The organism is Amycolatopsis solani (assembly GCF_033441515.1).
GTDB classification, from domain to species: domain Bacteria; phylum Actinomycetota; class Actinomycetes; order Mycobacteriales; family Pseudonocardiaceae; genus Amycolatopsis; species Amycolatopsis solani.
Map to the genome: position 1 here is coordinate 2,470,538 of NZ_JAWQJT010000001.1, position 17,697 is coordinate 2,488,234.

Annotated in this window: 17 protein-coding genes; 10 read left to right on the forward strand and 7 right to left on the reverse strand. The window is 72.6% G+C overall.

The window, feature by feature from the left end; translation table 11 throughout:
* Nucleotides 1-46 precede the first annotated feature (46 nt).
* Nucleotides 47-472, reverse strand: a complete 426-nt coding sequence (locus SD460_RS12280; RefSeq protein ID WP_290054152.1) for a hypothetical protein — start codon at nucleotides 470-472, stop codon at nucleotides 47-49.
* Nucleotides 473-557: 85 nt separating this feature from the next.
* Here SD460_RS12280 and SD460_RS12285 point away from each other — a divergent pair, with 85 nt between their 5' ends.
* The 10 genes from SD460_RS12285 (at nucleotide 558) to helR (ending at nucleotide 12,112) form a co-directional block, all read left to right on the forward strand.
* Nucleotides 558-1,583, forward strand: a complete 1,026-nt coding sequence (locus SD460_RS12285) for a hypothetical protein (protein WP_438860587.1) — start codon at nucleotides 558-560, stop codon at nucleotides 1,581-1,583.
* The gene (locus SD460_RS12290; RefSeq protein ID WP_290054148.1) at nucleotides 1,580-2,506 is read left to right on the forward strand and encodes a nucleoside triphosphate pyrophosphohydrolase; all 927 of its coding nucleotides are present in this window, start codon (nucleotides 1,580-1,582) and stop codon (nucleotides 2,504-2,506) included. Before SD460_RS12285 ends, SD460_RS12290 begins: the two co-directional genes overlap by 4 nt.
* 60 nt (nucleotides 2,507-2,566) lie before the next feature.
* Nucleotides 2,567-3,124: an RNA polymerase sigma factor gene (locus SD460_RS12295; protein ID WP_290054146.1), complete on the forward strand. Its 558-nt coding sequence runs from the start codon at nucleotides 2,567-2,569 to the stop codon at nucleotides 3,122-3,124.
* The gene (locus SD460_RS12300; RefSeq protein WP_290054145.1) at nucleotides 3,121-3,951 is read left to right on the forward strand and encodes a zf-HC2 domain-containing protein; all 831 of its coding nucleotides are present in this window, start codon (nucleotides 3,121-3,123) and stop codon (nucleotides 3,949-3,951) included. Before SD460_RS12295 ends, SD460_RS12300 begins: the two co-directional genes overlap by 4 nt.
* A gap of 10 nt (nucleotides 3,952-3,961) precedes the next feature.
* A complete protein-coding gene (locus SD460_RS12305) occupies nucleotides 3,962-4,765 on the forward strand; it encodes an ABC transporter ATP-binding protein (protein WP_290054143.1) in 804 nt (267 codons plus the stop codon).
* Between the two features lie 397 nt (nucleotides 4,766-5,162).
* On the forward strand, nucleotides 5,163-6,521 hold the full coding sequence (locus SD460_RS12310) for a hypothetical protein (protein WP_318306169.1): 1,359 nt from the start codon (nucleotides 5,163-5,165) through the stop codon (nucleotides 6,519-6,521).
* Nucleotides 6,518-7,081 carry a hypothetical protein gene (locus tag SD460_RS12315; protein WP_290053250.1) on the forward strand — a complete coding sequence of 188 codons (564 nt, stop codon included), beginning with the start codon at nucleotides 6,518-6,520 and terminating at the stop codon, nucleotides 7,079-7,081. The genes SD460_RS12310 and SD460_RS12315 overlap by 4 nt, the downstream gene beginning before the upstream one ends.
* Nucleotides 7,082-7,234: 153 nt before the next feature.
* Entirely contained in the window at nucleotides 7,235-8,458 is a 1,224-nt protein-coding gene (locus SD460_RS12320; protein WP_318306170.1) for a glycosyltransferase, read from the forward strand.
* A gap of 28 nt (nucleotides 8,459-8,486) precedes the next feature.
* A complete protein-coding gene (rox, locus tag SD460_RS12325) occupies nucleotides 8,487-9,920 on the forward strand; it encodes a rifampin monooxygenase (RefSeq protein ID WP_290053253.1) in 1,434 nt (477 codons plus the stop codon).
* 8 nt (nucleotides 9,921-9,928) lie between these two features.
* Nucleotides 9,929-12,112, forward strand: a complete 2,184-nt coding sequence (helR, locus tag SD460_RS12330; protein WP_290053256.1) for an RNA polymerase recycling motor ATPase HelR — start codon at nucleotides 9,929-9,931, stop codon at nucleotides 12,110-12,112.
* Between the two features lie 3 nt (nucleotides 12,113-12,115).
* Here the strand turns inward: helR and SD460_RS12335 are convergent, their stop codons facing one another.
* From SD460_RS12335 to efeU, 6 genes are read right to left on the reverse strand one after another with little or no spacing between them, the layout of a single operon-like run.
* Nucleotides 12,116-12,526 carry a PPOX class F420-dependent oxidoreductase gene (locus tag SD460_RS12335; RefSeq protein WP_290053258.1) on the reverse strand — a complete coding sequence of 137 codons (411 nt, stop codon included), beginning with the start codon at nucleotides 12,524-12,526 and terminating at the stop codon, nucleotides 12,116-12,118.
* 17 nt (nucleotides 12,527-12,543) lie between these two features.
* Entirely contained in the window at nucleotides 12,544-13,686 is a 1,143-nt protein-coding gene (locus tag SD460_RS12340; protein ID WP_290053260.1) for a GDSL-type esterase/lipase family protein, read from the reverse strand.
* Nucleotides 13,683-14,252: a TetR/AcrR family transcriptional regulator gene (locus tag SD460_RS12345; RefSeq protein ID WP_290053262.1), complete on the reverse strand. Its 570-nt coding sequence runs from the start codon at nucleotides 14,250-14,252 to the stop codon at nucleotides 13,683-13,685. The genes SD460_RS12340 and SD460_RS12345 overlap by 4 nt, the downstream gene beginning before the upstream one ends.
* 48 nt (nucleotides 14,253-14,300) lie before the next feature.
* The gene (gene efeB / locus SD460_RS12350; protein ID WP_318306171.1) at nucleotides 14,301-15,560 is read right to left on the reverse strand and encodes an iron uptake transporter deferrochelatase/peroxidase subunit; all 1,260 of its coding nucleotides are present in this window, start codon (nucleotides 15,558-15,560) and stop codon (nucleotides 14,301-14,303) included.
* The gene (gene efeO / locus SD460_RS12355) at nucleotides 15,557-16,702 is read right to left on the reverse strand and encodes an iron uptake system protein EfeO (protein ID WP_290053278.1); all 1,146 of its coding nucleotides are present in this window, start codon (nucleotides 16,700-16,702) and stop codon (nucleotides 15,557-15,559) included. Before efeO ends, efeB begins: the two co-directional genes overlap by 4 nt.
* On the reverse strand, nucleotides 16,699-17,544 hold the full coding sequence (efeU, locus tag SD460_RS12360) for an iron uptake transporter permease EfeU (protein ID WP_318306172.1): 846 nt from the start codon (nucleotides 17,542-17,544) through the stop codon (nucleotides 16,699-16,701). The genes efeO and efeU overlap by 4 nt, the downstream gene beginning before the upstream one ends.
* Nucleotides 17,545-17,697: the final 153 nt, after the last annotated feature.

Genomic DNA, 17,697 nt, shown 5'->3' on the forward strand with positions numbered 1-17,697 from the left:
CCGGTGGCCGGGTGGTCGTGAGTGTTAAGTCGGGTTCTAACCCGACTTAACACTCACGACCACCTGCGGCTTCTGCGCTAAACATCGGGGGCGACGCCGTCGCCAGGCCCATCCGCACCTGCTCGGCCGGTACCGGAACCGCGCCGGCGCCGGACATCGGTAGGGGGCGGGGTTTCCGCGGCATCCGCGAGCCCGAACCCCCGCCGCGTCCGGGGTACACCAGCAACCCCCGGGCCGGGTCCGGCACCGCGTCCAGCGCCGCCGTGACCACCGGCAGGCCCCGGAACGCGTCCCGTCGTTCCTCGCTCCCGAACTCGATTTCGAGCACCACACCCCACCGGTGCTCGTGCCACACCCACTGCTCGGCGCCGTTCGTCAGCGCCGCTTCGGCGAGTGCGTCACCGTAGGCGAGCCGCCACTTCGTGGCCGTGTGCTCACCGTCGAAGACTTCGATGGTCAGCCAATGGTCCATAAGTCGACATTACGGCCGCCGTCACCCCATGGGTGTTGCGGTTCGGCACCGATGGTGTGAGAGGGTATGCGTTGTGATGCGGATCATGGGGCGCCCTCGCGCGCTGGTCGCGGTCGTTGCCGGTGCACTTCTGCTCGCCGGGTGCGGTTCGGGCCCCAGCCAGGTCGGCAGCGCCGTCGTCGTCGGCGACCGGTCGGTTTCCCTCGACTCGGTGCAGTCGATGATCGACCAGGCCGTCCGCGAACACCCGTACGCGAAGAAGCTCGCCGGTGAGCACAAGCTCGACGTGCTCGGCCGCGAGATCGTCCGGCAGACCGTCCTCCACGAGCTGACCCTGCGTGCCGCCAAGCAGGAGAACCTCGTGGCGGACCAGGCGAAGATCGCCGGGCTGGCCGCGCAGGTGACTCCCGCCCCCGTTACCGACACCGGGCAGGGCGACCAGGTCGCCGTCACGCAGATCGTCTCGAAGCTGCGCGACCGCAACGAGGTCGCGAGCGACGTCGTGCTGGAGCAGCAGCTCGCGCAGAAGACGCTGCCGAAGCTGTCGGTCGGCGCGGACTACATCGGCATCACCGCCACCGCGGACAACGACCGCGCGGCCCGCACCCGCGCCTTCGACCTCGCGAAGGAATTCGCCGACGACCCCGGCAAGGTGCAGGCGACCGTCCAGCAGGCGCAGCAGGAAGGGCAGCAGGCCCAGCAGACCGGGATGCCCGGCCCCAGCGGGTATTCCGCCGGGCAGACCGCCGAACTCTTCGGCGCGGCGCAGTACCTCGGCCTCGCGCAGACCGCGCTCTTCGGCTCGGAGAAGAACAGCGTCGTCGTCTTCCAGGCGCAGAAGCCGCAGAGCCCGGACTGGTTCGTCTTCGTCATCCGCGCCCGCGGCACCGACCAGGCCGTGCCGGCCGACCAGGAAGCGCAAAAGCCGACGGACGCGCAGCTGACGTCGATCGGCACCCGGCTGCTCCAGCCCTACCTCGGGCAGAGCGGCCTGCGCGTCAACCCGCGCTACGGCGTGTGGGATGTTGTGGGCATGAACCTCGTGCCGAACGCCGACGCCACCCAGGGCACCGTGCTGCCCGTGCGCGGTGCCGCACCCGCGCAGCAGTGACCACGGGGGTCGTCGTGGTCGTCCGGGGGACGACGCTGCCCGGCGCGGCACTGAAGCTCCTGCGTGAGTCGGACGCGGTCTACGCGGCCACGGACGTCGACCCCGCCGCGTTCGGCGTCCCGGCCGTCACCGAAGCGCCTTCGCTGAAGGACGTCGTGCTGCTCGCCGGGTCCCGCGACGAGCCCGCCGCGGCGCTGCTCATCGCGACCGGCGCGGTCGTCATCGAGACGCCGGTGCCGCCCCTGGTCGAAGCCGCCGACGTGATGGACCGGCTCCGCTCGCCGGGCGGCTGCCCGTGGGACGCGGTCCAGACGCACGAATCGCTGCGGCAGTACCTGGTCGAGGAAACCTACGAACTGCTCGACGCCATCGAGGACGGCGATCGCGAGGCGCTGCGCGAGGAACTCGGCGACGTCCTGCTGCAGGTGCTGTTCCACGCGCGCGTCGCGGCCGAGGACGCGGGTGACCCGTTCGGCATCGACGACGTCGCCACCGCGCTGGTCGAGAAGCTGGTCGGGCGGCACCCGCACGTGTTCGCCGACGCGGACAAGGTGCACACGGTCGAGCACCAGAACCTCAAGTGGGAAGAGCTGAAGCAGCGCGAGAAGCAGCGCAAGTCCATTGTGGACGGCGTGGCGCTCGGGCAGCCCGCCGTCGCGCTGGCGGGCAAGCTGGGGCAGCGCTCCGGCCGGGCGGGCATCCCGCTCGACCTCTTCCCCGAAGGCCCGGGAACCGCCGCCCAGCTGTTCCGCATCGCGGCCACGGCGCGGCGCGCGGGCGTCGACCCCGAAGACGAGCTGCGGACGCTGGCGAAGCAGTTCGCGCGGGACGTCCGGGGTGCCGAGCAGGCCGCCCGCGACGCCGGGCTGGAGCCGACGACCCTCGAAGCCGACGGCTGGCGGAAGTTCTGGCCCGGCCGCTAGGTGTGACGCAGCACACATCCGGGTGAGAACCGTTTCCGGGCACCGGGCGTCTTGCCTGGTGTGAGACACCTGCCACTGGACAGCGCGGACGAGGAGCACCTCGTCCGGCGCACGGCCAAGGGCGACCGCGCGGCGTTCGAGGAGCTCTACCGCCGCACGTCGCCCTGGCTCGCCGTGCGCCTGCGCCGCCGGTGCGCGGACGACCAGATCGTCGCCGAGGTGATGCAGGAGACGTACCTGGCGGTCTGGCGCGCGGCGGGTTCGTTCGCGGGGGCCGTCACCGGCGGGACAGCGGTCGGCTGGGTGTGGACGATCGCGGCGCGCCGGCTGGTCGACGCGTTCCGGCGGCGGGCGCACCACGCGCAGCCACCGCCGGAGATCGGGTTCGACCACGCGCCGGTCGCGGCCGCCGAGGACCAGGCGCTGTCGGTGGCGCTGGGCGACGAGGTCGGCGACGCGCTGCGCGACCTCGCGCCCGAGCTGCGGGCGGTCCTGCAGGCGATGGTGCTCGACGGGCTGACCGTCCGCGAGACCGCCGTCCTGCTGGGGCTGCCGGAAGGAACCGTCAAGACCCGGGCCCGCCGGGCGCGGATCGCGATGCGGGAGGCACTGTCATGAACCACGCATCGGACCAGCTCATCGCCGTGTACGTGACGGGCGGCGACCTCCCGGGTGACCAGCTGTGGGGCCTGGAGGCCCACCTCGAGAACTGCCCGGCGTGCCGGGCGCGGCTCGCCGAGGTGGCCCCCGTCCAGCCGGTGGTGGACGCCGTCTGGAACCGGCTCGCGCCCGAGATCGAGGTCCGCTTGTCGGGTGTCCCGTTCCACGAGCCGCTCGTGCCCAAGCCACGGCCGCGGCGGCCGCGGCGGTGGCGGTGGCTCGACACCTGGGTCACGCCGGCGATGGCGCCGTGGCTGGCGATGATCGCGGCGGTGGCCCTGGTCGCGGTGCTGCTCGACGGCGTCTGGCACGCGGTGCTCGACGTGACTGCGGTGCAGCTCTTCGCCCCGGCGCTGCCGGTGCTCGGGGTCGCGGCGTCGTGGGCACGGGGGCTCGACCCGGCCTACGAGGTCGTCACGGCGACGCCGCGGGCGGGGCTCTACCTGATCGTCCGGCGGACGGTGGCGGTGCTCGCCGTCGTCCTGCCGGTGCTCGGCGCGGCCGGGTGGCTGACCGGCACGGCGCCGGCGCTCTGGCTGCTGCCGAGCCTGGCGTTCACCACCGGCACGCTCGCGCTCGGCGGGGTGATCGGGGTGAGCCGGGCGGCGTACGCGCTGATCGCGGTGTGGGTGGCGATCGTCGTGCTGCCCGCGTTCGTCCAGCGGGGACAAGCGTTCGCACTGACCACCGGCGCGCTGCCGGTGTGGGCGGGGATCTTCGCGCTGACCACGGTGGCCGTCGTCCTGCACAGGGCGGCGTACACCCGGCTCGGCGCGCACCACTAGGGAGGCAGACATGCGGGCAGTGGGAGCCGCCGAGGTCGCACCGGCAACCTACGCCTGGGAAATCCGGGCGCAGGGGCTGAAGGTGCGGGTGGGGCGGCGGAAGATGGCCGTGGACGGGCTGGACCTGTCCCTCGGCAAGGGCGTGCACGGCCTGCTCGGGCCGAACGGCGCGGGCAAGACAACGCTGATCAGGGCACTGGCGACGGTCCTGAAGCCGGCGGCGGGCACCCTGACACTGCTGGGCACGCAGGCGGGCGCCCAAAGCGGCCAGCGCGGCGTGCGCCGCCGCATCGGTTACCTGCCGCAGAACTTCGGCTACTACAAGCGGTTCACGGTGCGGGAGTTCGTCGAGTACCTGGCGTGGCTCAAGGAGATGTCCAAAGAGGACATCCCAGGCGCGGTCCAGCGCGCGGTGGAGCGCGTCGGCCTGGCCGACCGCGCGGACGACCGCCTGAAAACCCTGTCCGGCGGCATGATCCGCCGGGTGGGGATCGCCCAGGCGATCGTCAACGACCCGGAAATCCTCCTGCTCGACGAGCCGACAGCGGGCCTCGACCCGGCGCAACGCGTGCGCTTCCGCGAGCTGGTCCAGGAACTGGGCCGCGAGTCGTGCGTGCTGATTTCGACCCACCTGGTGGAAGACGTCGCGACGGCGTGCTCGGACGTGGTGCTGTTCGCCGAGGGGCGGCTGGTGTTCCAGGGGACACCGGGCGAGCTGGCGGAGGCGGGAACGCTGGAGCACGTGGGCGACAGCCCGATCGAGCGCGGCTATTCGGCACTGCTGAACCACGAGCCGGGCAAGGGGGCTTGGTGATGGCCGCGGGACAGGTGCTGGACCACGGCGGGGTGGGCCTCGCGCGGGGTCGCTGGGCGGCTGGGGCGGTGCCGTGGCGCCGCACGGCCGGACGCACGCCGGGCGGCCGCGCGCTGTGGCGCCGCGCGGGTGGATCCGCGCGGGGTCGCTTGGCTGGGCCCGTCGAAGCCGGGCGGGGTCGTTGGGTGGGTGGGCCGGTGCCATGGCGACGCCCGCCGGTCGGCTGCCCGGCCGGCCTCGTGTCGAGCCGCCCGGCCGTCGAAATCGGGCGGGGTCGCTGGGCTGGGTCCGCGTCGAGCCGCCGCACACCGGCCGACCGTGCGGTGGGCCCCATGCCGAGCCGCCCGGCCGCCGCACTCGGGCCGAACCGCCCAGCCCGCACCCCGGAGGTGTCCCGATGATCCTCCGCACCGAACTCCGGCGCTCCATCGCGCCCTGGGCCGGCCTAGCGCTCGTCGTCGTCGCGCTCGGGTTTCTCTTCCTGCTCTCCGGGCCCTGGTGGAAAGCACCCGCGGCGTGGACCTCGCACAGCACCACCGCCGCGTTGTGGCTTCGGTTCCTGCTCGTCTTCCTCTGGCCCATCGTCGTCGGGGCCGGGGCCATCCAAGGGATGCGGGACAGCCGGTCCGGGATGGTCGAGTTGCTCGGCACCACCTCGCGGCCCGGCTGGCAACGCGCCGCCAGGCTGGCCGGGGCCGTCGGGGGGTTGAGCGTCGCCGGGTTCCTCGTCGTGTTCGCTGTGGGGGCCGTCGAAATCCTTGCGCACGGCGGGTTCTTCTCCCTCGGCTTCGTGCCGGTGCTGCTCGTCGGGGCGCTCGCGGTCGTCGCGGGCAGCTGGCTGGGGCTGGCGGTCGGACGGCTGCTGCCGCACCCGCTGGCCGCGCCCGGGGTGGCCGTCGTGGCGTTCGTCGGGACGATCCTCTGCTGGATGTCGCTCGAGGCCGGGCTGCACCCCGTGCTCCCCGCCCGGGTGGGGGCGCTGGCTCCCTCGCTGCCCGAGCCGCGCGGGGAGATGGTGACCACCACGACTTCCGTCGACGTCGGGCAGGCGGTGTGGTTCCTCGGCCTGGCCGTGACCGCGTTCCTGCTGCTCGCGGTGAACTCCGCGCGGGCCCGCCTGCTCAGCCTGCTGCCGCTCGCCGCCGGGGTCGTCGTCGCCTTGCCGGTGCTCCCGGCGGTGCCCGCGGACGCGCTCACCACCGACAGCGCGGCCGCACGCATGGTCTGCGACGGGCCGATCTGCGTGTCCGAACTGCACCGGGATCGGCTGGCCGCCTTGAACCAGCCCGGTCGTGAAGCGCTCGCGATGCTGGCGAAGCTGCCCGATCCGCCGACCCGGATCGAAGAGCAGGTCCTGCCACCTCCGCTGACCGAGCCGGGGCCACGCGATCCGCGCGTCGTCCACCTGGACTTCCAGCGCGACGAGGTCCTGCTCACGGCGGATGACAACGACCTGCGGCTGGCGGTGCTGGCCGGCGCCGGCGTGCCCAGCTGCGTGCCGCCGAGCCACGGGAGCCTGCCGGACCAGGCCGCCCGTGCGATCGCCGCCGCGTACTTCACCGGGAAACTCGAACTGCTGCCCGAATACACCCGGAACTGGTTCAAGCGGCAATTCGGCGCGATCGAACAGGTGTGGAACGAGTTCCGCGCGTTGCCGCCGGACGTTCAGGCCGCCCGGATCGTCGCGGTGCGGCAGACGCTGCTGACCTGCCGGGGCGAACCGATCGACGCGCTCGTTCCCGGAGCACTCCGATGAGGTGGGCGGTGCTGTACGCCCGCTCGCGCCAGCTGCCCGTCGCGGCCGCGGCCCTGCTGGTCGTGACGCTGGGGGTGTGGCTCCCGGCGCGGGATTCGTGGAACCCGGTCGTGGTCGCCATGACGCTCGCGGCGGGCGTCGCGGTCGCGGCGATCGGCCTCAGCGGCCAGGACGCCGACCTCGACCGGGCGGCGGCGCTCCCGTGGCCGGTGCGGCGGTTCGCGCACCTCGCGCTGGTCGGCGTGGCCACCGGGGCGCTGGTGCTCGGCGTGCAGGAGCTGGGCGTCACCGCCGTCGACTCGGCGATCGTCACGCGGGACGCGGCGGGCCTCGCCGGCTTGGCGGGGCTGGCCGCCACGGTCGCGGGCGGGCAGTTCGGCTGGACGCTGCCGCTGGCGTGGTGCGCGATCAGCCCGTTCGTCCCGCCGGAGGACACGACGGCCACCCACGTCACGGCGTGGCTGCTGCAACCTGCGGGAACGACGGCGGCCACCTGGACGGCGGTAGTGCTGGCAGCGTCCGGTGCGGTGGCATACACGGGCTGGGGAGGGCGTCGCTGAAGGACCCCGGAAGTGTGAATGGAGGAAAACCAACTCCCTCCATGTTAAACGTATATCGCATCGGGGGGCTTGCCGCAAGACCCCGGTCATACCGCAAAATCGTCGCCCTGAGCCGGAAAACCCCGGCTCAGGGATTCAACGGGGGTTTTGCGAGTGCGTGTTTTGCTGTCGACGTACGGGTCGCGCGGGGACGTCGAGCCGATGGTCGGGTTCGGGGCCCGGCTGCGGGCCCGGGGCGCCGAGGTGCGGGTGTGCGCCCCGCCCGACGAGGACTTCGCCCGGCGGCTGGCCGAGGCCGGGGTGGAGTTCGTGCCGTACGGCCCGTCGGCCAAGGCGCTGACCAAGGCGGCGCCCGCGCCGGGGTCCCTGCCCGAACGCGCCGCCCAGCTGATCGCGGCCCAGTTCGACGTCGTGGCCGCGGCGGCCGAGGGCTGCGACGTGGTCGTGGCCACCGGCATGCTGCCGACCATGGCCGGCGCGCTGTCGGTCGCGGAAAAGCTCGGCATCCGGTCGGTGGTCGTGACCTTCCAGAAGGTCGTCCTGCCGTCCCCGCACCACGCGCCGCTTGCGTACCCGGGCAAGCCGTTCCCGGCGGGGGTCACCGACAACCGGGTGCTGTGGGAGCACGACGCCGAGAACGTGAACGCGCTCTTCGGCGACGCGCTGAACACCAACCGCGTCGCGAACGGCCTGGCGCCGGTCGGCGACGTCCGCGAGTACGTCTTCGGCGGCCGGACGTGGCTGGCCACGGATCCGGTGCTGGACCCGTGGGAGCCGGTGCCCGGCCTCGACGTCGTGCAGACCGGCGCCTGGATCGTGCCGGACGCGCGGCCGCTCCCAGCCGCGCTGGAGGAGTTCCTGGCGGCCGGTGAGCCGCCGGTGTACGTCGGCTTCGGCAGCATGCCGATGGCCGCGGCGGCGGACGTCGCCGCGGTCGCCGTCGAGGCGGTCCGGGCGCAGGGGCGCCGCGTGGTCCTCTCGCGCGGCTGGGCCGACCTGGACCTGCTCGACGACCGCGACGACTGCTTCGTCGTCGGGGAGGTCGACCACCAGGAGCTCTTCGGCCGGGTCGCGGCCGTCGTGCACCACGGGGGCGCGGGCACGACGATGACCGCGACGCGGGCCGGCGCGGCCCAGGTCGTCGTGCCGCAGGCGACGGACCAGCCGTACTGGGCGGGCCGGGTGGCCGCGCTGGGTGCCGGGGTCGCCCACGACGGGCCGGTGCCGACCGTCGCCTCGCTGTCCGCCGCGCTCGAGACGGCGTTGGCGCCGTCGACCCGGGCCCGCGCGGCCGCGGTGGCCGCCACGATTCGCGCCGACGGCGCCGAAGTGGCCGCGGACCTGCTGCTCGGCAGCCGCGAAATCCAGCCCGCCTGAACCAGCACCGACGAAACAAGGGGATTCCATGTTCGACGTGATCGTGGCCGGTGGCGGCCCGACGGGGACGATGCTGGCCGCCGAACTGCGGCTGCACGGTGTGCGGGTGCTCGTGCTGGAGCGGGAGGCGGAGCCGGTCAAGGAGGTGCGGTCGCTCGGGCTGCACGTGCGCAGCATCGAAGTGATGGCCCAGCGCGGCCTGCTGGACCGCTTCCTCGCCGAGGGCAAGCAGTTCCAGATGGCCGGGTACTTCGCCGGCATCGACAAGCCGTGGCCGGAACGGCTGGACAGCGCGCACGCCTACGTCCTCGGCATCCCGCAGCCCGTCACCCAGCGGCTGCTGACCGAGCACGCGCTCGAGGCCGGCGCCGAGATCCGGCCCGGCAGCGAGGTGGTGGGGCTGAGCCAGGACGACGAGGGCGTCACCGTCGAGCTGGCCGGTGGCGAGCAGCTGCGGGCGCGTTACCTCGTCGGCTGCGACGGCGGGCGCAGCACCGTCCGGAAGCTGCTGGGGATCGGCTTCCCCGGCGAGCCCGCCCGGCACGAGACGCTGCTGGGCGAGATGGAGGTGACCACGCCGGCGGAGGAGGTGACCGCCATCGTGACCGAGATCCGCAAGACGGAGAAGTTCTTCGGGCTCGGCCCGCTCGGGCAAACCGGGCGCTACCGGGTCATCGTGCCCGCCGAGAGCGTGCGCGAGGACCGCTCGGTCCCGCCCACGCTGGAGGAGTTCAAGGAGCGGCTGCGCGTGTACGCGGGCACCGACTTCGGCGTGCACTCGCCGCTGTGGCTGTCCCGCTTCGGCGACGCGACCAGGCTCGCCGAGCGCTACCGGGACGGCCGGGTCTTCCTGGCGGGCGACGCGGCGCACATCCACCCGCCGCTCGGTGGGCAGGGCCTCAACCTCGGGCTCCAGGACGCGCTGAACCTCGGCTGGAAACTGGCCGCCGAGCTCGGCGGGTGGGCGCCGGCCGGGCTGCTCGACACCTACCAGGCCGAGCGGCACCCGGTGGCCGCCGACGTGCTGGACAACACCCGCGCCCAGGGCGAGCTGATGCGCCCCGACGCCGGGCCGCAGGCCCTGCGCCGGCTGCTGGCGAAGCTGATGGACTTCGAGGAGGTCAACCGGTACCTGATCGGGCGGATCGTCGGGATCGAGATCCGCTACGACTTCGGCGACGAGCACGAGCTGGTCGGACGGCGGCTGCGGGACCTGACCCTGAAGCAGGGCCGGCTGTACGACCTGATGCACGGCGGCCGCGGCCTGCTGCTCGACCAGACCGGGAGCCTGTCGGTGACCGGTTGGGCGGACCGGGTCGACCACGTGGTGGACGTCAGCGAAGAGCTGGACGTGCCCGCGGTGCTGGTGCGGCCGGACGGCCACGTCGCCTGGGTGGGCGAAGACCAGGAACAACTGCAGGACCGGCTGGCGCGGTGGTTCGGCGCGCCGGCCGCGGCGTGAGGGGACGCATGACGGAACACGAAACGGAACTGCACGCGGAGCGGGCCCACGTGGCCGGGCTCTACGCGAGGCTCGACGCCGAACGCGAGCGCGTCGCCGCCGAGTACCAGGCGGCGCTCGGCGGCAACGACCTCGGCGCCATGGAACGCGACGTCCGGGTGCGGGCGCTGGGCCGGGAGGTGCGACGGCTCGACGTCGTCGACAACGGGCTGTGCTTCGGGCGGCTCGACGCCGTCTCGGGGGAGCGCTCGTACATCGGGCGGATCGGGCTGTTCGACGAGGAGAACGACCACGAACCGGTGCTGCTCGACTGGCGGGCGCCGGCCGCGCGGCCGTTCTACACCGCCACCGGCGCGAACCCGGAGGGCATGCGGCGACGGCGTCAGTTCCACACGCACCGGCGTGAAGTCGTCGACTTCACCGACGAAGATCTGGGCCGTCCCGGCGGGGACGCGTCGGGCGACGCGGCGCTGCTCGCGGCCGTCAACGCGCCGCGCGGCGAAGGCATGCGGGACATCGTCGCGACGATCCAGGCCGAGCAGGACGAGATCATCCGGCTCGACCACCCCGGCGTGCTGGTGATCGAAGGCGGGCCGGGCACCGGGAAGACGGTGGTGGCGCTGCACCGCGTCGCCTACCTGCTCTACACCCAGCGGGAGCGGATGGAACGCCACGGCGCGCTCGTGGTCGGGCCCAACCCGGCGTTCCTGAACCACATCGGGCGCGTGCTGCCGTCGCTCGGGGAGACCGACGTCGTCTTCACGACCACCGGCGACCTCGTGCCCGGTCTGCACGTCACGGCCGAGGACGAGCCGGAAGCCGCGCGGCTCAAAGGATCCCGGAAGGTCCTGGACGTGCTCGCCGCCGCGATCGCCGACCGGCAGCGGCTGCCCGAAGAGCCCGTCGAGATCCAGCTCCGGGACGCCACCGTCCGGATCGACGCCGCGACCGCGGAGTGGGCCCGGCAGGAGGCGCGCGACAGCGGGCAGCCGCACAACGAAGCCCGCGCGGTGTTCGCCGACATCGTCACGTACGTGCTGACCGAACGGGCGATGAAGCGGATCACCCAGGGCTGGCTGAGCCGCGACGACCGTGAGGACTGGGAACGGTTCCGGGCCGAGCTGGTCAAGGACCTCGCCGCCGACGAGGTGTTCACCCGCGCGCTCGACGAGCTGTGGCCGATCCTGACCCCGGAAACCCTGCTGTCCCAGCTGTATTCGTCGCCAGAACGGCTGCGGGCGGCGGGTGGGGACGCCGCGCTGGCGAGGGCCGACGGCGATGCCTGGACGGTGTCGGACGTGCCACTGCTCGACGAGCTCGTCGACCTGCTGGGCCGTGACCTCGCGGCCGAAAAGGCCGCGGAGCGCGCGGCCGAACGGGAGCGGAAGGCGAAAGCCGCCTACGCCGCCGACGTCCTGGACAACCTCATCGAGCGCGAGGACGTCGACGAGGACGTCGGCCTGGTCGCCAAGGACCTGCTCTACGGCGAGGACCTGGCCGACCGGTTCGTCGAAACCGACACCCGGACGCTCGTCGAGCGCGCCTCGGCGGACCGGGACTGGACCTACCGGCACGTCGTGGTCGACGAGGCGCAGGAACTGTCCGAAATGGACTGGCGGGTGCTGATGCGGCGCTGCCCCGGCCGGTCGTTCACGGTGGTGGGCGACCTCGCCCAGCGCCGGTCGGCGGCCGGGGCGCGGTCGTGGGGCGCGATGCTCGACCCGTACGTGCCCGGTCGCTGGGTCTACCGCTCGCTGACGGTGAACTACCGCACCCCGGCGGAGATCATGGGCGTAGCCGCCGCGGTGCTGGCCGGGTTCGCGCCCGACGTGCGGCCGCCGGAGTCGGTCCGCGCGTGCGGGGTCCCGCCGTGGTCGCGGCGGGTCGGCGACGACGAACTCGCCGTGGCCGTCGAGGAGTTCGCGAACGCCGAAGCCGGGCGCGAAGGCACCAGCGTCGTGATCGGGCCGCCGGACGTGCCCGGCGCCGTGGCGGCGTCGGAGACGAAGGGCCTGGAGTACGACGCCGTGCTCGTCGTGGACCCGGACCGGATCCTCGCCGCCGGGCCCCGCGGCGCGGCCGAGCTGTACGTGGCGCTCACCCGCGCCACCCAGCGCCTCGGCGTCCTGCACCGGGGCCCGCTGCCGCGGGAGCTGGCCGGGCTCGCCGAGACCCCGGTGCCGGTGCCGTGACGCTCAGACGTTCCGGATGTTCGCCTCGAGCTCCAGCGGCTCGCGGTCCCAGTCCTCGACGCCGAACGCGAGGATGCGCTCGGGGTGGATGCGGATCACGGCGTCGTCGAGGTGGCCGTCCGGGACGTTCGCGCCGGTCAGCGCTTCCGCGCGGCCGCGGATCTCCAGGCACCGCACGCGCCACGGGTTCGTCGACGGGAGGTCGTCGACGACGAAGGCGACGTGGTCGTCGGTCGCGATGTTGCGAAACTTCTTGCTGTTCTGCAGGTTGTACCCGGTGACGTCGACGGTCTTCTCGTCCGGGTTGTACCGGAAGCCGACCGGGCTGTTCTGCAGCGTGCCGTTCGGCTGCCGGGTGGCGAGGCGGCCCAGCGGCTGGGCGGCGAGGTAGGCGAGTTCTGCGTCCGTGAACATGCGGCCAGTCTCGGACTTCAAGCTCCCTTGAAGTCAAGGACCAGCTCGGCGAACCGCGCGCCGATCCGGCGGTGGGCCGCCGGGCACGGGTGGAGGGCGTCCGGCAGCGGCAGCTCGGCGAAGTCCGCTTCGCCGTACAGGTCGAGGCCGTCGAGGTAACGCAGGTTGGCGTCCTCGGCCTGCCGCTGCGCCACGATCCGGGCCAGCTCCGCCCGGACGACTTCCAAGGTCAGCTTGCCCGCCGCCCGTTCGGTGGGGTCCCCGGTCGCCCGGAACCGGACCTCGCCGCGGGCCAGCGCCTCGTGGTCGAAGTCGCCCGGTCCCGGCGTCTGCTCGTGGATCGGGCAGTACAGCGGGGAGACGACGACCAGCGGCGTGTCCGGGTGGCCTTCGCGGATCGTGTCGAGGAAGCCGTGCACGGCCGGGCCGAACGCGCGCAGGCGCATCAGGTCGGCGTTGACGACGTTGATGCCGAGCTTGACGCTGATCAGGTCGGCGGGGGTGTCGCGCAGCGCGCGGGCGGTGAACGGGTCGAGCAGCGCGTTGCCGCCGAACCCGAGGTTGACCAGGTCGACGCCGGCCGCGGTGGCGGCGAGCGCGGGCCAGGTGCCCGCCGGGCTCGCGGCGTTCGAGCCCTGGCTGATCGAGCTGCCGTGGTGCAGCCACACCCGGCGCTCGGGCAGCGCTTCGACGGGAGCGTCGGTGCGCAGGGCCCGCAGTTCGGTCATCTCGTTGTGCGGCAACCAGATCTCGACGTCCTTCGGGTGCGTGCCCAGCCCGCCGAACCGGACGGTGCCGGGCGGGCCGTCGCGGTGCTCGCCGGCGCCGGTGCGCGGGTCGACGGTGAGCGTGCTGCCGCCTTCGACGGTGCCCTGGGCGACGAGCTCGCCGTCGACCAGCAGGTCGTAACCGCCGTCCGGCCGCGGCGGGGCACCGGTGTAGACCAGCTTGGTCGGCACGGTCTCGAGTTCGACGACGTCGGCCCGGGTCCGGAACCGCAGCCGCACGCCGGAGGGCTGCGCTTCGGCCATGGCGAGCCGCGGGTCGGTGTTCTGCGCGCGGGCCCGGGCGGGCAGCCGGTGCGGGACCAGGCCCGCCTCGGTGCGCTCGAGTTCGACGGCACCGCGGACGAGGTCGGCGGTGAGCGGGGTGGTGATCATGCGGTGGGCCAATCGCGAAGGACGGTGTCGAGCACCGCGAGGATCCGGTTCCAGGACTCGGCCGAGGGCGGCGAGCTGTGGTCGAAGCCGCCTTGGGCTTCCAGGTCGACGTACCCGTGGAAGACGCTGCCGAGCAGGCGCACGGCGTGCGTCTCGTCCGGGCCGGTCACGGCGTAGCCGCGCAAGATCGCGCGCATCATCTCGGCGTGCCGGGGACCGGCGCTCGCGGCGGCGGTTTCCGGGTCGAGCCGGAACCGTGTGGCGGCGTACCGGCCCGGGTGCTCCCGGGCGTAGTCGCGGTAGACGTCGGCGAAGGCCACGAGCGCGTCCTTGCCGGCCCGCCCCGCCAGTGCGGCGGCGGCGCGGTCGGCCAGCTCGTCCAGCGCGAGCAACGCGATCTTCGTCCGCAAGTCGTGCGCGTTCTTGACGTGCGAATACAGGCTCGCGACCTTGACGTCGAAACGCCGCGCGAGCTCCGACGGCGTCACGTGGTCGAAGCCGGCCTCGTCGGCCAGCTCCGCTCCCGCGCGCACGACGCGCTCCGTGGTCAACCCGGCTCGAACCATGAACTCACTCCCTCTTGCCTAAAGGGAGTGTAGCTCAGCCTAAAGTGTTTAGGAAAAGAGGGTGTCCGCCCAGCTCGACTCGCGGGTCACGCCCGGCGGGACCGCGAAGTGCGCCGAGGCCGTGTGCTGGACGTACTCCATCATCGCGTCCTTCGACGACAGCGCCTGCTGCATCGGCACGTACTGCTTGCGCGTGTCCCGGTTGAACGCCAGGAAGAACAACCCCGCCTCCAGGTGCCCGACGCCGTCGGAACCGTCGACGAAGTTGTAGCCGCGGCGCAGGATCCGGACGCCGTCGAGCGCCTGGTGCGAGGCCAGCCGGACGTGGGCGTCCTCGGCGATCACCTTCTCGCCGCCCGCGCCGCCGACGTCGAGGTCCAGCTCGTCGAACTCCGCGGTCTGGCCGAGCGGGGCGCCGGTGCCCTTGGTGCGGCCGACGATCTTCTGCTGGCCGTCGAGGGACTCGCGGTCCCACGTCTCGATGTGCATCCGGATCCGGCGCGCCACCAGGTACGAGCCGCCCGCCATCCACGCCTGGCCGTCGGCGGCCTCGGCCCACACCTGGTCGCGAAGGAAGTCGGTGTCCTCGGACTTGATGTTGTTCGTGCCGTCCTTGAATCCGAACAGGTTCCGCGGCGTCGCCTGCGCCCGCGACGTCGACGAGCTGCGCCCGAAGCCGAGCTGCGACCAGCGGACCTCGGTGACGCCGAAGCCGAGGCGCACCAGGTTGCGGACCGCGTGCACCGCCACCTGCGGGTCGTCCGCGCAGGCCTGGATGCACAGGTCGCCGCCGCTGCGGGCGGGGTCGAGCTTGTCCTTCGGGAACAGCGGCAGGTCGATCAGCTGCGGCGGCCGCTTGCCCGCCAGGCCGAACCGGCCGTCGAACAGCGACGGCCCGAAGCCGATGGTCAGCGTCAGGTTCGCCGCCGGCAGGTCGAGCGCCTCGCCGGTGTCGCCGGGCGGGGCGTACTGGCCGCCGTCGATCGCGCCGCCCGCGACGACCTCCTGGCCGGCGGTCATCCGGCGGGCGGCGTCGGTCCACGTCTTCAGCAGCTGACGCAGCTTTTCGCGGTCCTTGGTCGTGACGTCGAGGGCCGCGAAGTGCAGGTTCGCCTGCGTCGGCGTGACGATCCCCGCTTGGTGCTCGCCGTGGAAGTCGACGGTGTTCACCGCCGCCTCGGCGTTGCCGCTGGTCGCCTTGTCGATCCCGATGCCGGCGGCGGCCCCCGCCCCGGCCAGCGCGACCCCCGCGCCCGCCAGGCCGAAGAGCTTCCGCCGCGAAACCCGCGTGCCCTCTGTCGACGTCACTTCGAGACGACCTCCGCAACCTTGCTCAGCGGCTCGCTCAGCGCGTCGACGGCCGAGGCGAACTCCTTGACCTGGTCCTGGGACAGGTCGGTGTACAGCTTGAAGCCGTCACCGGCGCGCTGCTTGTCCAGCAGGCCCTGCACGTTCGCGAACTCCTTGTCCAAAGTGGACGTCAGGGCCGGGTCCTTCGCCTGCAGGATCGGCCGCAGGGAAGTGATCGCGCCCTTCGAGCCGTCCAGGTTGGCCTGGAAGTCCCAGAGGTCGGTGTGCGAGAAGGTCTCTTCCTCGCCGGTGATCTTGCCGGTCGCGACCTCGTCGAGCAGGCCCTTCGCGCCGTTCGCGAGGTCGAGCGCGGTCAGCTCCAGTGCCTTGGACTTGGTGACCAGCTCCTTGACGTCGGTCACGAGCTTGTCGGCGATCTGGCCGCTGTCGGCCTGCAGGCCGGTCTTGAACAGGTCCTTCTCCAGCCGGTGGAAGCCGGTGAACTGCTGGCCCGGCTCGAGGTCGGCCTCGCGGACGTCGATGGCCGGGTCCAGGTCGCCGAACTTCTCGGCCACCGGCTCGATCCGCTCGTAGTAGACGCGGGTGCGCGCGTACGCGGCCTTCGCCTCGTCGACCTTGCCCGCCTTGACGAGGTCGGCGAACTTGCCGGTTTCTTCCTGCAGTGCGGCGGTGTTGTTCGCGATGTAGTCGGCGTAGCTCTTGGTGGCCTGCGCCTTCTGCGCGTCGGCGTCGTTCTGCTTCGCGACGCCGCCGGTGACGGTGAAGTCGCCGCGGATGCCGGCGCCGGCCATGCCCGGCTTGCACGCGGTCTGGTACTTGCCGGCGTCGGCGACCTCGACGATCAGCCGCCGGTTCAGCCCGGGCGCGATGTTCTCGACCTCGCCCATGATCCGGTCGCCCTCGGCGTAGAGGTAGAACTCGGTGACCTTGGTGCCCTTGTTGGTGATCTCGAAGGTCAGGTTGCCCGCGCCGGCCGTGGTGGCGGAAACCTCGCACGCGGTGTCGGACGCCGACACCTTGATCGGGCCGCCGCCCGCCGCGGCACCGGCGGTGTCGCTCTTGCTGTCGCAGGCGGACAGCGCCACCAGGGCGGCGGCACTGGCCACGACGGCCAGCGGGGTGGTCTTGCGCACGGTCACTCCTTCGAGGCGGCCGCGGCGGCGGGCGCCGGCGCGGTCTTCTTGCTGGGCTTGAGGAACAGGGGCAGCACGATGACGACGTAGGCGATCCACGCGACGGCCTGCAGCACGGTCGTCTGCTGCGAGTAGTTGAAGATGCCCTTGAGGAGGGCGCCGTACCAGGACGTCTCGGGCAGCGTCGCCGAAGCGTCGAAGGCGAGGGAACTGATGCCCGGCAGGAACGCGGCCTCCTGCAGGTCGTGCAGGCCGTAGCCGAGCACGCCCGCGGCGACGAACACGAGCAGGACGCCGGTGATCGTGAAGAACTTGCTCAGGTTGAACCGCACGGCGCCCTTGTAGAGCAGCCAGGCGAGCACGACCGCGGCCGCGATCCCGACGGCGAAGCCGATCAGCGGCTGCACGGTGTCCGACTGCGCGGTCTGGACGGCGGAGTAGAAGAACACCGCGGTCTCGAGCCCTTCGCGCCCGACCGCGAGGAACGACAGCAGCAGCACGGCCGCCGGGCCGACGTCCAGCGCGTCGTCCATCTTCCCGCGCAGCTCGGCGGCGATGCTCTTCGCCGCCTTGCGCATCCAGAAGATCATCGCGGTGACGAACACGACGGCGACGATCGACAGGCTCCCGCCGAGCAGCTCCTGGTGCTCGAACGACAGCTGCGCGGTCGTGTAGGTGAGGACGGCGCCGACGGCGACCGACAGCAGCACCGCGGCGCCGACGCCGGGCCACACCCAGCGCAGCGCGTGCCGCCGCTCGGTCTTCACGAGGAAGGCCACGAGGATGCTGACGACCAGCGCGGCCTCCAGGCCTTCCCGCAGCCCGATCAGCGCGCTCGAGAACAACACCGGTTCCGCCTCCCTGAGTTCTGTGGCTTCAGGAAGTTTTTAGGTAAGGCTCACCTGTAAGTCCAGCGGGCGTGCGAGGGCTCGAAACGATGCAATCGGGCAAAAGGGACTTGGTTGCGAAGTTAGGTTAGGGTAACCGCAGGTCAGAGCCCT

Coding starts and splice junctions, on each gene's coding strand:
- SD460_RS12280 (WP_290054152.1), bottom strand. CDS start 472: ATGGACCATTGGCTGACCATCGAAGTCTTCGACGGTGAGCACACGGCC.
- SD460_RS12285 (WP_438860587.1), top strand. CDS start 558: ATGGGGCGCCCTCGCGCGCTGGTCGCGGTCGTTGCCGGTGCACTTCTG.
- SD460_RS12300 (WP_290054145.1), top strand. CDS start 3,121: ATGAACCACGCATCGGACCAGCTCATCGCCGTGTACGTGACGGGCGGC.
- SD460_RS12305 (WP_290054143.1), top strand. CDS start 3,962: ATGCGGGCAGTGGGAGCCGCCGAGGTCGCACCGGCAACCTACGCCTGG.
- SD460_RS12310 (WP_318306169.1), top strand. CDS start 5,163: ATGATCCTCCGCACCGAACTCCGGCGCTCCATCGCGCCCTGGGCCGGC.
- SD460_RS12315 (WP_290053250.1), top strand. CDS start 6,518: ATGAGGTGGGCGGTGCTGTACGCCCGCTCGCGCCAGCTGCCCGTCGCG.
- rox (WP_290053253.1), top strand. CDS start 8,487: ATGTTCGACGTGATCGTGGCCGGTGGCGGCCCGACGGGGACGATGCTG.
- helR (WP_290053256.1), top strand. CDS start 9,929: ATGACGGAACACGAAACGGAACTGCACGCGGAGCGGGCCCACGTGGCC.
- SD460_RS12335 (WP_290053258.1), bottom strand. CDS start 12,526: ATGTTCACGGACGCAGAACTCGCCTACCTCGCCGCCCAGCCGCTGGGC.
- SD460_RS12340 (WP_290053260.1), bottom strand. CDS start 13,686: ATGATCACCACCCCGCTCACCGCCGACCTCGTCCGCGGTGCCGTCGAA.
- SD460_RS12345 (WP_290053262.1), bottom strand. CDS start 14,252: ATGGTTCGAGCCGGGTTGACCACGGAGCGCGTCGTGCGCGCGGGAGCG.